General features: G+C 41.7%; 18 protein-coding genes. 6 read left to right on the plus strand and 12 right to left on the minus strand.

Going from position 1 to position 15,676, the window contains the following annotated elements:
- Positions 1-9: 9 nt before the first annotated feature.
- From RI557_RS05970 to mraZ, 3 genes are read right to left on the minus strand one after another with little or no spacing between them, the layout of a single operon-like run.
- Positions 10-396, minus strand: coding sequence for an FtsL-like putative cell division protein (locus RI557_RS05970; protein WP_310667722.1), 387 nt, complete (start codon positions 394-396; stop codon positions 10-12).
- On the minus strand, positions 389-1,288 hold the full coding sequence (rsmH, locus tag RI557_RS05975; protein WP_310682722.1) for a 16S rRNA (cytosine(1402)-N(4))-methyltransferase RsmH: 900 nt from the start codon (positions 1,286-1,288) through the stop codon (positions 389-391). The genes RI557_RS05970 and rsmH overlap by 8 nt, the downstream gene beginning before the upstream one ends.
- Positions 1,288-1,752 carry a division/cell wall cluster transcriptional repressor MraZ gene (mraZ, locus tag RI557_RS05980; protein WP_310667720.1) on the minus strand — a complete coding sequence of 155 codons (465 nt, stop codon included), beginning with the start codon at positions 1,750-1,752 and terminating at the stop codon, positions 1,288-1,290. The genes rsmH and mraZ overlap by 1 nt, the downstream gene beginning before the upstream one ends.
- A gap of 294 nt (positions 1,753-2,046) precedes the next feature.
- On the opposite strand from mraZ, the gene RI557_RS05985 reads away from it, so the two are divergent.
- Together RI557_RS05985 and yihA are read left to right on the plus strand one after the other, a co-directional pair.
- Positions 2,047-2,817: an alpha/beta hydrolase gene (locus tag RI557_RS05985; RefSeq protein WP_310667719.1), complete on the plus strand. Its 771-nt coding sequence runs from the start codon at positions 2,047-2,049 to the stop codon at positions 2,815-2,817.
- Complete coding sequence (yihA, locus tag RI557_RS05990) at positions 2,807-3,412, plus strand: ribosome biogenesis GTP-binding protein YihA/YsxC (RefSeq protein ID WP_310667718.1); 606 nt, start codon at positions 2,807-2,809, stop codon at positions 3,410-3,412. Before RI557_RS05985 ends, yihA begins: the two co-directional genes overlap by 11 nt.
- Here yihA and gldC read toward each other — a convergent pair.
- Complete coding sequence (gene gldC / locus RI557_RS05995) at positions 3,409-3,747, minus strand: gliding motility protein GldC (protein WP_310667717.1); 339 nt, start codon at positions 3,745-3,747, stop codon at positions 3,409-3,411. The two genes, yihA and gldC, sit on opposite strands and share 4 nt — an antisense overlap.
- Entirely contained in the window at positions 3,747-4,727 is a 981-nt protein-coding gene (locus RI557_RS06000) for a hypothetical protein (protein WP_310667716.1), read from the minus strand. The genes gldC and RI557_RS06000 overlap by 1 nt, the downstream gene beginning before the upstream one ends.
- A gap of 82 nt (positions 4,728-4,809) precedes the next feature.
- Here RI557_RS06000 and RI557_RS06005 point away from each other — a divergent pair, with 82 nt between their 5' ends.
- Complete coding sequence (locus tag RI557_RS06005) at positions 4,810-5,565, plus strand: porin family protein (RefSeq protein ID WP_310682723.1); 756 nt, start codon at positions 4,810-4,812, stop codon at positions 5,563-5,565.
- A 3-nt stretch (positions 5,566-5,568) separates the two neighbouring features.
- Positions 5,569-6,384: an NAD(+) synthase gene (gene nadE, locus RI557_RS06010; protein WP_310667714.1), complete on the plus strand. Its 816-nt coding sequence runs from the start codon at positions 5,569-5,571 to the stop codon at positions 6,382-6,384.
- Position 6,385: 1 nt separating this feature from the next.
- Here nadE and RI557_RS06015 read toward each other — a convergent pair whose 3' ends face one another.
- The 6 genes from RI557_RS06015 to trmB all read right to left on the minus strand — a co-directional run bounded on the left by RI557_RS06015 (position 6,386) and on the right by trmB (position 11,825).
- Positions 6,386-7,411: a 2-oxoacid:ferredoxin oxidoreductase subunit beta gene (locus RI557_RS06015; protein ID WP_310667713.1), complete on the minus strand. Its 1,026-nt coding sequence runs from the start codon at positions 7,409-7,411 to the stop codon at positions 6,386-6,388.
- Complete coding sequence (locus RI557_RS06020) at positions 7,411-9,246, minus strand: 2-oxoacid:acceptor oxidoreductase subunit alpha (protein ID WP_310667712.1); 1,836 nt, start codon at positions 9,244-9,246, stop codon at positions 7,411-7,413. Before RI557_RS06020 ends, RI557_RS06015 begins: the two co-directional genes overlap by 1 nt.
- Before the next feature lie 74 nt (positions 9,247-9,320).
- Complete coding sequence (locus RI557_RS06025; RefSeq protein ID WP_310667711.1) at positions 9,321-9,581, minus strand: NifU family protein; 261 nt, start codon at positions 9,579-9,581, stop codon at positions 9,321-9,323.
- A 4-nt stretch (positions 9,582-9,585) separates the two neighbouring features.
- Positions 9,586-10,683, minus strand: a complete 1,098-nt coding sequence (locus tag RI557_RS06030; RefSeq protein ID WP_310667710.1) for an Mrp/NBP35 family ATP-binding protein — start codon at positions 10,681-10,683, stop codon at positions 9,586-9,588.
- 87 nt (positions 10,684-10,770) lie between these two features.
- Positions 10,771-11,118: an MGMT family protein gene (locus RI557_RS06035; RefSeq protein WP_310667709.1), complete on the minus strand. Its 348-nt coding sequence runs from the start codon at positions 11,116-11,118 to the stop codon at positions 10,771-10,773.
- Positions 11,115-11,825: a tRNA (guanosine(46)-N7)-methyltransferase TrmB gene (gene trmB / locus RI557_RS06040; protein WP_310667708.1), complete on the minus strand. Its 711-nt coding sequence runs from the start codon at positions 11,823-11,825 to the stop codon at positions 11,115-11,117. The genes RI557_RS06035 and trmB overlap by 4 nt, the downstream gene beginning before the upstream one ends.
- Positions 11,826-11,888: 63 nt before the next feature.
- Between trmB and RI557_RS06045 the strand changes: the two genes are divergently transcribed.
- Positions 11,889-12,959, plus strand: coding sequence for a glycosyltransferase (locus tag RI557_RS06045; protein ID WP_310667707.1), 1,071 nt, complete (start codon positions 11,889-11,891; stop codon positions 12,957-12,959).
- Between the two features lie 169 nt (positions 12,960-13,128).
- On the opposite strand, the gene RI557_RS06050 is transcribed toward RI557_RS06045, so the two are convergent.
- Entirely contained in the window at positions 13,129-14,106 is a 978-nt protein-coding gene (locus tag RI557_RS06050) for a GSCFA domain-containing protein (RefSeq protein WP_310682725.1), read from the minus strand.
- A gap of 106 nt (positions 14,107-14,212) precedes the next feature.
- On the opposite strand from RI557_RS06050, the gene RI557_RS06055 reads away from it, so the two are divergent.
- Complete coding sequence (locus RI557_RS06055; RefSeq protein WP_310682727.1) at positions 14,213-15,670, plus strand: NADP-dependent isocitrate dehydrogenase; 1,458 nt, start codon at positions 14,213-14,215, stop codon at positions 15,668-15,670.
- The last annotated feature ends 6 nt before the right edge of the window (positions 15,671-15,676 follow it).

Genomic DNA, 15,676 nt, shown 5'->3' on the forward strand with positions numbered 1-15,676 from the left:
TTTTTTGGTTCACTCATCTATTCCTATAGCTTCTTTTTCTTCTTCAGTCACTACAATTTTTCTGGGCGGTTGGTAAGATTCTTCAAGTCCCAAACCTCTTTTCTCAATAATCTTTATCAACTCACTTTGCTTAGTCGTGTACATCAAATCACTCTTTGTTGTGATGTACTCACTCCGCAACTCCTTCAATTCATTTGTCACCTTATTAATATCTCTCACAGTTCCTTCAGCCATGTAGCCGTTTGCGATGTAGAGCAAAGCCAAAAAACCCAAAAAGAGCATGTAGGGAAGATTCTTCACCACTGCATCTTTAGCCAAAAAGTTTCCGCTCACCAGATCTTTCACCGGCTGCATCACTTTTCGCCTGTTTTTTTGTTGTTCTTTTTCTTCAGCCATTTTTAATCGCAACCCTCATTTTTGCGCTTCTTGCCCTGGGGTTTCTTTTTACTTCTTCTTCGGTCGGAACCGTAACTTTATTCTTCACAGGTTTTAGCGGTCTTATCAGGTTTCCGTAAAAATCCTTTTCTGGTTTTCCTGAAAAATTTCCGGTTTTCAAGAAATTCTTCACCAGCCGATCTTCGAGCGAGTGATACGAGATAACCACTAACCGACCACCTTCTTCCAGCACATCCACGGACTGAACCAGTAACTCTTCCAAAGCCTTCAGCTCATCATTCACCTCAATTCGCAAGGCCTGAAAAACCTGAGCAAAGAATTGAGCCATCTTATTTTTTGGTCCGAACCGCTCCACAGCCGACTTCAGTTTTTCAACCGTATCGATCGACTCCGTTTCACGAACACTCACGAGTTCACGAGCAATTAGCTTCGCTTTCCTCAACTCTCCATAGAACTTAAATATTCGCTCCAGGGCTTCCTCATCATACTCAGCCACAATCTGAGCAGCTGTTTTCTTCACCGATTGATCCATCCTCATATCGAGCGGACCATCGAACCGGGTTGAAAAACCTCTTTCACCAGTATCAAACTGATGCGATGAAACACCGAGATCAGCCAAAACACCATCAACAGGAAGAGCTCCATGCATCCTCAGGTAATTCTTTAAAAACCTGAAGTTCGCTTCAACCAACTGGAATCGTTCATCATTAAATTGGTTTTTAACCGCATCCTCATCCTGATCAAAAGCGATCAGCCTACCGCTATCACCCAACTTTTCAAGGATCGTTTTACTGTGTCCGCCACCACCAAAGGTGACATCGACATAAACACCTGAAGGGTCAATATTCAACCCTTCAATCGCTTCACTCAACAAAACCGGATCGTGATACATCAATCGTCAGTTTTATCATGGAGTTCACCCATCACATCCTCAGCGAGTGAAGCAAAATCATCTACATCTTCTTCCATCACTTCTTCGTAACGGTCTTTTGCCCACACTTCAATTCTATTAGCGTAAGCAAACAGCACTATTTCTTTTGATATCTCTGCCGATTTAGCAAGCGTACGCGGCAACAACAGCCTCCCCGTTCCATCGAGTAAAAGCTGAGTAGCCCCGTTGTGAAACTGACGGTAGAACTTGCGATTCTTCGCAACAAACAGGTTCAGCTTTTCAAACTTCTGCGTTTCCTTCTCCCATTCGTTCATCGGATACAGCACGAGACACCCTTCAAAACCACGGTTGATCACAAACTTCTCCTGAGCTGCAGGATCAAGCTGTTTCTTCAACCCCGAAGGCATCATGAACCGCCCTTTGGTGTCTACTTTGCAATGATATTCTCCGATGAAATTAGCCATGTATCTACTACCGTCTTTTCAGAACGTAAAAGTATTGAAAATTTACCACTTTCTACCACTTCTTACCACTTTGTTGAAAACTTTTGGCTAAACGAGGGTTTTCAACAGCAAACGACAGTTGGCTGAATTGCGGATCTGACCGTAATTACAAAGGGATAATTATTGAGGTGGCAATAAGTGGTAAAGTCGATTATGTGTCAACACATATTTGTTGAAACGAAAAGGGCTTTCTGCAACGGATTAATGAATAATGTTTAATTTCGTAATCCGTTTAGAAACGCGAGAATCGAATAAATGGAAGATCAATTAATCCGCGAAGGCGAATTCGAATACGTAGAAAAAGGGGAGGGCCCTGTAATCATCTTATTACATGGATTGTTTGGGGCTTTGAGCAATTTTGAAGATGTGATTAATCACTTTAGCGAAAAGTACAAGGTGGTTATACCCATGATGCCTCTTTACACTTTACCCATTATTAACACGAATGTTAAGAGCCTCAGTAAATTCATTCATAAGTTTATTGAGCATAAGGGTTATGACAAAGTGAACTTACTGGGTAATTCACTGGGTGGTCACGTAGCTCTTGTTTACATGACAAAACATCCTGAGCGGGTTAGATCTATGATTTTAACCGGATCATCAGGACTTTACGAAAACGCGATGGGTGGCAGTTTCCCCAGAAAAGGTGACAAGGAATACATTAAGAAAAAGGTTGAAGTTACTTTTTACGATCCAAAACACGCTACTGATGAATTGGTAGATGAATGTTTTGATATTGTGAATGATAAAAATCGACTAATTCGCATTCTTTCGCTTGCGAAATCAGCTATTCGTCACAATATGGCGAATGATCTTCATAAAATGGATGTTCCGTCATGTTTGATTTGGGGAAAAAACGATACAATTACTCCGCCTGAAGTTGCGCAAGAGTTTCAGGATAAATTACCTCAGGCAGATCTTTTTTGGATTGACGAATGCGGCCACGCACCAATGATGGAGCATCCAAAAGAATTCAACAAAATTCTACAAAAATGGCTCGATAAGACTTTTGGTGATGCTGATTAAAAAGGCACAATTCATCAAGAGTAGCAAAGGACTGGAGGACGCACCTCCAGAGTCACTTCCGGAATACGCTTTTATTGGCCGTTCAAATGTTGGGAAGTCTTCTTTGATCAACTTGCTCACTGAGCAAAAAAACCTGGCAAAAACATCAGCCAGTCCGGGCAAAACACAATTGATCAATCACTTTGAAATCAATGAAGCCTGGAATTTAGTCGATTTGCCCGGATACGGTTATGCGAAAGTTTCCAAAAAGATGCGGAACGAGTTTAAGCGCATGATTTACAATTATTTGGAAAAGCGCAAATCGCTGATTGCGACATTTGTACTGCTCGATGCACGCCATGAGCCCATGAAAGCGGATTTAGATTTTATGCAGTGGCTCGGGATAAAGCAAATTCCGTTTGTGATGGTTTTCACAAAGATCGACAAGATAGACAGCAGTGCTTTGCGCAAAAACCTCAACGCTTATCGCAATAAAATGCTTGAGACTTGGGAATTTTTGCCTGATAGCTTTACCACCTCAGCCGTGAGTCAACACGGCCGAGATGAAATTTTGAATTACATTGACCACATCAATACTGACCTGGCAAACGGCTAATTTTCGCTGGGTTTAATTATCTCCATTTTCATTCCCCAATCCTGTGCAAACTGACGCAATTCATCAGCGTGATTATTCTCACCTGTTGCGCGAGCAAAAGCATCGCTCATTGTTAAGATAGATTGATAGACAAAAAGCTTCATGTCATCTACAGTCATATCCTTTGTCCACAAGTCAACGCGCATCGTATTTTGCTCGTTTGAGTCCCACATCGATAACATGGTAGCATCACAATTTCCTTTTTCATCGGTATCCTGGGCCTCCCAGGTTATATTTTCCGGAACGTTGTTTTCGTCTAACTCTATATTGAATTTAATCTCACTTTTCTTTCCCATTACTTCTTCGGTTTATATTTAGATTTCTGTAATATCATTTGATAGTTGTCGAGTTTCATAAACTCTTTTAACGTCATATCAGGATGTTCGTCAATAAACGATCTCGCAATTTGCCAGCCTACCCAATAACCAACTCTCCCGGGAGACTCACGTGGCATTCCGGGAGTAAATGGCCCTTCTGAGAGGTAGGTTCTGACCGCTTCTTTTTCATTACTGTAGAGCACATTTTGATCCATCATTTTACCCCAAATTGAAAACTCACTATTTTCACACCACTGCAATTGTTCTTTCGTATAGCCAATTTTCAAATGGTCTGGCGCTTTTGGAAAAACAGCATCCATCACGACAAGCCCTTTTCCGTACTCAATCATTTTGGAGAGTATATTATTCTGTTTTTTGGGGTCTCCAAAATTACTGTGTATCCATCCTCTAAGAGCGTCATAAGGCAAATACTCAACATTAGCTGTTTCAACACGATACCTGGATATGGGAACTTTTCCATAAATTTCATGGTCAGATCCGAGATACATATCCAATCCAACTCCAAGTGTTGAGTCAGTAACCACAATTCTATTTTTAAACCCGCCCACAAAAGAAACGACATTTGGGATGTATTTATCAGGAAAATGATGATGGTAATAGCTGTACGCTTTTGATATTTTTTTGTGATAAGGGTTTACCGAAGAAAATTTATCCTGAATAGCTTTATTGAGTTTTTGAATGTATTTATCGTGTAAATAGTCGTCAATGGGTAAAGCTATTGCCGGGTCCTTTGGATGACCTAAACCCAGAATATTCCAGAGATAACGCATGTAAATCTCCCCGTATTCAGCACTTAGAGAATCATTAACTGATTCAATGTCGCGGCCTTTCATCGCAAAAAAGTCCTGATCGAGACGCTTCCATTCGATCGGTTCTGATTGTTGTTCTAGTTCAACATCCCAACGATTATCATTACAGGCTGTTAAAATCAATACCAAAAATATACCTTTGACAACGTGTTTTAAACACAGACGGGAAGTAAATCTCCTGTTCATAAACTGAATTTAATTGCACAAAATTATGAAACCAATCAACGTAGTAAAGCACTCTGCTGCGATTACCTTTTTTTTGTTTTCAACTTTAATTGGAACATCCCAGGGTAACGAAGATGTGAAAACTGCAAGACTTGGCCTCAACCTCTCACCTAACTTAGGTTGGATTTCACCTGATAACGATGGTTATTCAGGAGAAGGCGTAAAATTGGGGCTACAATATGGATTATCGATGGACTTTGTCCTTTTTAATAATCCAAATTATTACCTCGCAACAGGTGTTAAACTCAGTCACATTGGCGGCAAGTTCAGTCATCCTGAAAGACCAAATTATCTTGGAGAGGATGATGATAGAGCAAGAGGTGTTTCAGAAGCAAATTACAGTTTACGATATGTTGACGTCCCATTCGCTATTAAACTCAAAACCAATGAAATCGGGTACGCTTACTATTACGGTTTGTTTGGCTTAGAAGGTGGTGTAAATATTAAAGCGGAAGCTGATTACGATTACACTGATCAAAATGGCAGCAACGCTGAACTGAAAGATGTTGATGTCAAAGATGATGTAAGCCTTTTTAGAGCTGATTTGGTTTTTGGCGGTGGTATTGAACGCACACTGAGCGGCAATACCAGAATTGTCCTCGGTCTTCACTACCACAATGGTTTTACCAATATTGTAAATGGTAGATCTTATGATTTAGAATCTAATGGTGCTTTCTCCAAAGATCAGGAGTTGAAAAACCGTCAACATTTTGTAAAACTCAATATTGGAATTACATTTTAAGTGATGCAAGCGAAAAAGGTCATTGATCATATTCAATCCTGGTTACTTAATTATGTTGATCAGGCCGGTGCAAAAGGCTTTGTAGTTGGAGTATCGGGCGGAATTGATTCTGCAGTTGTGAGCTCACTATGTGCTCGTACTGAAAAACAGGTGATTCTCATGGAAATGCCTATTCATCAAGCACACGACCAGGTTTCGAGAGGAAAAAAACACATCGAGTGGCTCAAAAAGAAACACGATAATGTTTCCTCAATTGATATGGATCTGACTCCTTCTTATGATGAGTTTGTGAGAGCGCTTGAGAAGAATCAGGACATTAACGCACACACAGATTTGAAATTCCACACTCTATCCAATGTCCGCAGCAGAATGCGAATGGTTTCACTCTATGCCGTAGCGCAACTCAATTCCCTTCTCGTTTGTGGAACCGGAAATAAAGTTGAGGATTTTGGCGTGGGCTTTTTCACCAAATACGGTGATGGCGGTGTTGACCTCTCTCCTATTGCAGATTTGATGAAATCTGAAGTTTACGAACTGGGGAAACACCTCGGTGTAGACAAAGAAATCCTCACAGCGCGCCCAACTGATGGTTTGTGGGATGATGGCCGAACTGACGAAGACCAGATTGGCGCCACTTACGATGAGCTAGAGTGGGCAATGAAAGTTCAACAAAAGCACGGAGACAATCCACATGAAAGCGTTTTCGAAAACAGCCGACAAGAAAATATTTGGAAGATCTACCTGGAACGACACAAAGCAAACACTCACAAAATGAAGCCTATTCCCGTTTGCGAAATTCCAAAAGAACTGATGAAGTAAATTACTGGTGATACCATGTATTAGGACCTGCGATTAAAGCATCCAAATCCCCTTCACCTTTTTCTTCAATAGCCAACTCAACCTGATCGCTCAATTGCTCTTCATAAGTTGCGCGGTTTTCACTGTAAATCACACCAAATACTCGAGGTAAATCTGCAGATTTATCATTGTCAAAAAACTGTGACAAAATATAAGCTACTGTTCTATCTGAGGGATCATGTACAAGACAATCATCAACTGAGTTTTCACCACTGGTCAGATCCACAACCTTCGGTTTCAATCCATCCAGTACAATTCCTTTCTTATCCTTGTGGAAAGTCATCGGTTTGCCCGCTTCAATGAAAAGTGTGTTTTCATCTTTCAGGCCCCTATCAGTATAAGCGTTAAACGCTCCGTCATTAAATACCGGACAATTTTGATAAATCTCTACAAAAGAAGCACCCTTGTGTTTGTCAGCTTCAAGGAAAATCTCTTTCATGTGTCTCGGTTCACGATCCACTGTACGTGCTATAAAACCGGCATCAGCTCCAAGAGCGAGAGAAATCGGATTAAAAGGATGATCGATCACTCCCATTGGGCTTGATTTTGTGTGACTTCCCTCAGGCGTAGTGGGGGAATACTGTCCTTTCGTTAAACCGTAAATCTCATTATTAAACAGCAAGATATTCGTATCGATATTTCTGCGCAAAAGGTGAATCAAATGATTCCCACCTATTGAAAGGCTATCACCATCTCCCGTAACTATCCATACACTTAAATCAGGTTTTGCTATTTTCAACCCACTTGCAATTGATGTAGCTCTCCCATGAATACCGTGCATGCCATAAGTATTCATGTAATAAGGAAAGCGAGATGAACAGCCAATACCAGAAATAAAAACAATTTCCTCTTTAGGCTTACCAGTTTGCGCAACAGCGCTCTGAACCTGTTTTAAAATAGCGTAATCACCACAACCGGGACACCAACGAATTTCCTGATCACTCGCAAAATCTTTCGCCTTGTATTTCTTTTCCTTCACTTCACTCATCACGCATAACTTTCTTTGACTGATTCTACAATTTCCGTTGATGTAAAAGGAATCCCTTTAATCTTATTCAGCGGGATACAACGCTTGTTGTATTTCGACTGAATAATATGAATAAGCTGGCCATCGTTCATTTCAGGTACAATTACCTTATCAAATTTGGTCAGAACCTCACCTAGATTTCGCGGCAATGGGTTTAAGTAGCGCAAGTGTACGTGGCCCACATCGTAATCATCTTTCAAAAGATCTCCAATAGCTGTTTTCACAGCTCCGTAAGTCGATCCCCAGCTCAGGATAAGAACTTTCCCACTATCAGATCCATTGTCGATCTCCTGTTCCGGAATATAATCGGCAATTTTCTCGATTTTCTCAGCTCTCGTCTTCACCATCTTCTCGTGGTTATCAGGATCGTAGCTTACATTACCGGTCAGTTCTTCTTTTTCCAGTCCGCCAATTCGGTGTTCGAGGCCTTCAGTTCCCGGAATCGCCCATTTTCTCACGAGTTTCTCATCGCGGGCATATGGCATGTATTCTTCTTCCGTTTTTTCAGCATATAGAGGCTTGATCGGTTTTAGACAAGAAGCCTCGGGAAATTTCCATGGTGAAGCACCATTCGCGATGTAACCATCACTCAACAGCATAACCGGAGTCATGTGCTCCACAGAAATACGCACGGCTTCGTAAGTTGCTTCAAAGGCCTCCTCAGGACTACGAGCAGCAACAACCGGGATTGGAGCTTCTCCATTTCTACCGTAAACTGCCTGGAGTAAATCGGCTTGTTCAGTTTTAGTGGGGAGTCCAGTACTGGGTCCGCCACGCTGAACATTCACAACAACAAGCGGCAACTCTAGCATAATCGCTAAACCAATAGCTTCAGTTTTCAATGCTATTCCCGGACCAGATGATGCCGTTACTCCCAGCGCACCACCAAACGAAGCTCCTATTGCAGACGTTACTGCCGCTATTTCGTCCTCAGCCTGGAAGGTTCTGACCGTAAAGTTTTTATGCTTAGCCAGCTCGTGCAAAATATCACTTGCCGGAGTAATGGGGTAAGAACCGTAAAACATTTCGAGTCCGGCTTTTTTAGCCGCTGCTATCAAACCGATTGCTACGCCCTGATTTCCCATAATACTGCGATAAGTTCCCGGTTCTAATGAAGCGGGTTCAACATGATAACGAGAGGTAAAAGCTTCACTTGTATCACCAAAATTGTACCCGGCTTTGAGTACAGAAATGTTAGCATCTATGACATCGGGTAGTTTGGAAAACTTTTCTGTGATGTAATCTTCAGTAGATTTTAATGAGCGGTTGAACATCCAAAAGAGAAAGCCGAGGACAAACATGTTTTTGGTTCTCAGCTTTTCTTTTTTTGTGAGTGGTGAATCTTCAAGGGCTGCCATTGTGAGCTCGGTGATGTCAACATCGTAAACCTGAACATCTTCCAGCTTTTCGCTCTCTAAAGGGTTTTCATTTTCGCAATGTGCGAGTTTGAGGTTTTTGCTGTCAAACCCTGCAGTATTGGCAATGAGGATTCCGCCCTTTTTGAGTTTGTGCATATTGGCCTTGAGAGCCGCAGCATTCATGGCTACCAAAACATCGGCAGCATCACCCGGTGTAAATATTCGAGAGCTACCGAACTTCACCTGAAAACCGGACACTCCATTTACCGTACCCTGCGGAGCACGAATCTCGGCAGGAAAATTTGGAAATGTACTTATATCGTTACCAAAGAGAGCGTGCGTAGAGGTAAACTGGTTACCTGTGAGTTGCATCCCATCACCGGAATCTCCGGCAAAAAGAACTGTTATTTGCTCTCTTTTTTCTTTTACTTCAGTCATAAAAATTCTAACCTGTTTGCGACAAAATTAATGATGCCAACAATCAGAAAACATGAGGTTTATCAGGCCAGGAACTAACTTTCGTTGAGTGCAAAGTTGACTGCCTCAACAGCTTTGACCTCAGGAACCTGACGCATGATCGTGTCTTTCACCCCTTCGGTAAAGGTCATTCTGTTCATTGAACAGTTTGTACAAGTACCTTTGAGCTCCACTTTAGCAATCATGTCATCAGTGATTTCAGCCAAATAGAGATCGCCACCATCTTCCTTGAGAAATGGGCGAATTTGCTCCATGGCCTTCATCGTTCTTTCGTATATATCTTCTTTGTTTGCCATAGTCTTATACTTTAGACATCTTCTTCTCCTGAAGCGTTTTTTCAACCTCCTCAGCTAATTTCATAAACTCACGGGCCTGAATAGTATCGCCCTGTAAAACGGCTGGTCGGCCAGCGTCACTCGCTTCACGGATGCTTTGTACCAACGGGATCTGACCCAAAAGGTTTACGTTCAGATCCTCAGCTAAATTCTTGGCTCCATCTTTACCGAAGATATTGTAACGTTTTTCTGGCGCATCTTCCGGAACGAAATAGCTCATGTTTTCCACGATTCCAAGCACTGGTACATTTATGTTCTCTAACTGGAACATGGAAACACCTTTTTTAGCGTCACTGAGGGCAACAGCCTGAGGTGTACTCACAACTATTGCTCCTGTCAATGGAGCTTCGTTTACAAGTGTCAAATGAACATCTCCTGTTCCGGGAGGTAGATCGATCAACATGTAATCCAGATCGCCCCAGTGAACATCCTGGAACATTTGCTGAAGAGCCTTTGTAGCCATTGGTCCGCGCCAAACAACTGCCTGCTCAGGATCAGCAAAAAAACCGATTGAGATCATTTTTACTCCCCACGGACTTTCAACTGGTGCCATCATCCTGCGGCCATCTACATCAACCACGCCAGGCTTTTCGTGAACAACATCAAACATCATGGGCATTGACGGACCGTAAATATCAGCATCGATCAAGCCCACTTTGTAGCCTTTTTTCACTAATCCTGCTGCGAGATTTGCCGTTACTGTTGATTTACCAACACCTCCTTTGCCTGAAGCTACTGCAACAACATGTTTTACTTTAGACATGTGCTTGCGCTGCTCCGGCTCACGATCGTTGGGTTTTTCACTCAGTGGCTTCACATCAATGTGTGGTTCAACATCTTCTGATACGTGCTGCTTCAAATAATGCTCACAAGCATCTACAATCCGCTTCCTGTTGTGCATAGCAGGATTGTTCACCCTGAGCACAAACGCCACATTGTTTCCATCAATCTTAATGTCAGAAACTAAATTCGCTTCTATCAAATTCTTCTTGAGATCCGGCTCTACGACATAGGAGAGCCCTTCCTTTACCTGTTCCTCTGTAATCATCTTTTTTTGTGACATTAGATCACAAAATTAAGGATTATTCAACAGTTATTTAGACTGATTTTAAAGAAGTTGAAATTCTAGTATTTTAGGCAAGAAGATAATTCATATAGATAGCTCCATCAACGGGTCCCAGAACAGCTTTTCAAACTCCACCACTTTATCATCCTCAACTCGCACGCCTTCTCTTTCGAGTTTTTGTTCCATTTCCAGTAAATCTGGGAAATGATGTTTGCCAGTAAGAACCCCATTCCTGTTCACTACCCGATGAGCCGGAACCTCAACACTTGCAGAATGTGATGCATTCATTGCATAACCTACCATTCGCGAGCTGCGTGGAGCTCCAAGGTATTTGGCTATTGCTCCGTAAGAAGTTACTCTGCCTCGCGGAATTTCACGAACAGTCAACCAAACAGATTCAAAAAAATCGCTATGTTTTTTTACATCACTCACTCTTCTAACTGGAAGATAATGTACTTGATCTTAAACCCTTTTTCGCTGAAAATGCCTTCATAGTGCGTTTTGATACTCAATACCTCCTGTACACTCTCATCAAAATTCTCCATGCCTTTGCCGTAAAGATCATTGGTCTCAAAAAGTAGCTTGAACCCGTGTTCTTTTATCTGATCAAGCGTGTATTCGTAAAGCGGTGTATTGTCTGTTTTGAGGTGAACCAATCCACCCTTTTTCAAAAACCTCCTGTAACGATCAGTAAACATTTTACCCGTTAACCGTTTTCTTTCTCTGCGCTCCTTGAGTTGCGGATCGGGAAAAGTGATCCATATTTCATCTACTTCGCCCTTTTCAAAAAACAAATCGATGAAATCAATTCGGGTTCTGAGGAAAGCTACATTTTTAAGATTTTCATCGAGCGCTGTTTTCGCTCCTCTCCAAATGCGAGCTCCTTTAATATCGACACCGAGAAAATTTTTATCAGGGAATTTACGGCCCAGCCCAACCGAATATTCTCCTTTACCACACCCCAGCTCCAACACGAGTGGATTTTCATTCTCAAAAACCTTCTCGTGCCACTTACCTTTCAAGGGATGACTTTTAAAATTTCCTTTACCTTCATTTTTGATTTCATGGAGGGCCGGCTCAATGGTATTGGGAAATTCCTTCATTTGAGCAAAGCGGGCCAACTTCTTTTTTCCGGGCATAACTTTCAATTAATGCCGCAAAAATAGCAGACTCAATTTGATTGGGTTCGCTATTTTTGACAAGTGGCAAAAGAACCGCACATATTAGTAGCCCCGTTGAATTGGGGTTTAGGACACGCCACGCGGTGCATCCCGGTAATTCGGGCTCTGACCGAAAAAAACGTAAGAGTTTCCATCGCTGCTGAAGAACACCCTAAAGCTCTTCTGGAAAAGGAATTTCCTGATTTGGATTTTTTTGATCTTCCCGGCTATCAAATCACATATCCATCGGGCGGCAACATGGCTATACACATGGTCAAGCTGATGCCTAAAATATTAAAAGGGATCAGTGAGGAACGTAAAGCTCTTGAAAAGCTCATCAAAGAAAAAAATATCGATGGCGTGATTAGCGACAACCGTTTTGGTTTGCACACGAACCTCGTTCCAACAGTTTTCATCACGCATCAGGTGATGATTAAAAGCGCCTTTGCCGAGTCGATTATTCAAAAACTCAACAGGCGTTTTATTAGCAAGTTTGACACGTGCTGGATTCCGGATTATGAAGGTGAACCCAACTTATCGGGCGACTTGAGTCACCGCTATGAAAAACCAAAAGGAGCCCGGTTTATTGGTCCGCTCACCCGCTTTTCACGGTCAGAGCCTAAAAAAGTTGACATCGAGGTACTGGCCATCATTTCTGGCCCTGAACCACAGCGAACGCTCTTTCAACACATCGTGCAAACCGAGTTGGAGATTTCCAATCTAAAATCTGTGATGGTAATTGGCAAAGCTGAGCAACCTCAACACTTAAAATTGGAAAACATTGAGGTTCGCTCCCACGCAACAGCCACAGAACTGGAAGACCTCATCAATCGGTCAAAATATCTCGTGACACGATCGGGCTACTCAACTTTAATGGATTTAGCTGCAATGGGACGGTCTGCCATTATGATTCCAACTCCCGGACAAACTGAGCAGGAATATCTCGCACAATACCACATGGACCGCAAACATTATTTCGCCATCGATCAGGATCGGTTCGATTTGGAAGAAGCCATAAAATTCTCAACTGACTTTGAAGGTGTCTTCCTTCCTCCAACGCCAGATAAGATGAATAGAGCGATTGAGGAGTTTTTGGGGATAATCCGCGATTAAAATCTGTCATTTTTATCAAAAAAAGTTAACAACCACTCCGTAAAAGGGTGTTGTACTCTTTCAGGATACAAAAAGATCAATTTTTGTACTTATGAAACAAACAAAATCAATCTCAACATCTTTTCAATAACTAAGCCCAAGCCATTTGAAAAAATGAAAATTCAATATTTCACGATTTGAGAAAACGCTTTTTCAGCTCACTTAACCCTATACCAACCCTCTCTTCCAACTCTTCACATTTCCTGTACATCTTCGATTGAAAATCAATAAAGTTTTGATCTTCTTGAAAAGGCTTGTGGTTTGCAGCTTTAGTGAGTTTTTCAATTTCGCTCGCGATTTTTTTCGTCTGTTCAGAGAAAAAATAATTATTCACTTTTTCCCAAATAAAATCGACAGCCTGTTCATTGGGATGCACCATATCCTTCCCAAAAAACCGATAATCGCGCAATTCGTCAATCACCCATTCATAGGAAGGAAAATAATGAACTTGCTCAAAATTCTCAACAGTAGAACTACAAACATCAACAAGCCTTCCTTTTGAGCGATTATTCTCAACGAATCCGTCTTTCAAGTGCCTTACCGGACTCACAGTCAACACCACCTCTACATTAGGGTTAAGTGCGTGTATTTTCTCGATGCAAGCATTCATAGCATTTTGGATTTCAGATACCTCAAGCAATCGTTTAGTGAAAATACGCTGTGGCTGTTTGTGGCAATTAGCAACTACTTCAGCAGTTTCATCTAGCTCGTAAACCCAGGCTGTTCCAAATGTGATGAAAATTGTATGTGCTTTTTGCACACTGCCTCTCAGTTGAGTTTGCTTTGTTTCAAGTAGTTTTTTCAATTCACGATCAGAACTGGCCGAAACTCTGGAGTGCGCATCAAAACTGAACCACCGGTTGGCGGATTGGAGATAATGGTTCTGACCGAAAGTCTCATTATCAATTGCCTTATTGATATGATCAATAATCGAAATAGGATTGAAAATAACGCCAAACGGATTTTCTAAAATATCAAAACCCGCATTTCGCATTTTAGTGCCAATATTTTCACTGAAGCACGACCCAAGAAACAAAGCCAGGTCGCGATGATCAATTGATTTCAAGTTGAGTTGCGGATGAAATTCGGTTCTGAACGAAGCACTCATAATCATCATTTTCTTTACGCAAAGCTCGATTTTTTTAAAAAAGTAACGGTAGTTAGCCGTTTGCCTTTTACATTTGCGCTAAACTTTTTCAAAAAAATCAAATCAAATGGCTGAAAAACAGACCATCACGGTAGCTCACGGAGACGGAATTGGCCCAGAAATAATGGATGCCACTCTAAAAGTTCTAGATGCGGCAGGTGCGCAATTGAATTATGATAAAATTGCAATTGGGCAGGATGTATATCTCAAAGGAGTTACTTCAGGTATTGAAGAAGGTGCCTGGGACAGCTTGCGTAAAAACAAGATTTTCCTCAAAGCTCCTATTACTACTCCACAGGGTGGTGGATTTAAAAGTTTGAACGTTACTGTTCGCAAATCGCTTGGTCTTTTTGCAAATGTTCGTCCATGTAAAGCTTTTACTCCTTTTGTGAGTTCTAACTTTCCTAACATGGATCTCGTAATCGTTCGCGAAAACGAAGAAGATCTTTACGCAGGAATTGAACACCAACAAACCGAAGAGGTTGTTCAAACACTCAAATTGGTTTCTCGCCCTGGTATTGAAAGCATTGTGCGTTATGCATTTGAATATGCTCGTGTAAACAACCGCAAAAAGGTGACTTGCATGACCAAAGACAACATCATGAAACACACTGATGGCTTGTTCCACAGCGTATTCGATGAAGTCTCAAAAGAATATCCAAATATCGAAGCTGATCACATGATCATTGATATTGGCTCTGCTAAGCTGGCTGATAATCCTGAAGCTTTTGATGTTGTGGTTACACTCAACCTTTACGGTGATATTGTATCAGACATCGCTGCTGAAGTTGCCGGTTCTGTTGGGCTCGGAGGCTCTGCTAACATCGGGACAGATGTTGCCATGTTTGAAGCAATCCACGGATCTGCTCCTGACATTGCCGGAAAAAACATTGCCAATCCATCAGGTTTGCTCAACGGAGCTATTATGATGCTCGTTCACATTGGTCAAACTGATGTTGCTGAGAAAATTGAAAACGCATGGCTCAAAACACTTGAGGACGGCATTCACACCGGTGATATATATCAGGAAGATATTTCTGTGAAAAAAGTGGGAACTCAAGAGTTTGCTGATGCAATTATCGAACGTCTTGGTCAAACCCCAACAAAATTCGATATCAAGAAATACGACACTGATGCTGACCCGATGAAAGTTGAACGCAGACCAACTAAGAACTATCGCAAGAAAGAACTCAAAGGTGTTGATGTATTCATCGACTGGGTTGAGAATGATAGAGATCCTGATGTAATAGGAAAAGGTCTTGAAGATTGCCAGGGTGATACACTCAAACTCAAAATGATCACCAACCGCGGTGTAAAAGTTTACCCGGGCGGTTTACCTGAAACTTTCAAAACCGATCACTGGCGTTGTCGTTTTGTTCCGCAAGATGAAAACAAGGAACTCACTCACGCTGATATTACTCAACTATTGACTAATATCTCTGAAGCTGGTTTTGACTTCATCAAAACTGAACAGCTTTACACTTTTGACGGTGAAAGAGGTTACTCTTTAGGTCAGGGTGAATAAGATAAA

Origin of the sequence: Salibacter sp., from assembly GCF_031581065.1 — a bacterium.
In the GTDB taxonomy this organism is placed as follows: Bacteria; Bacteroidota; Bacteroidia; order Flavobacteriales_G; family Salibacteraceae; genus Salibacter.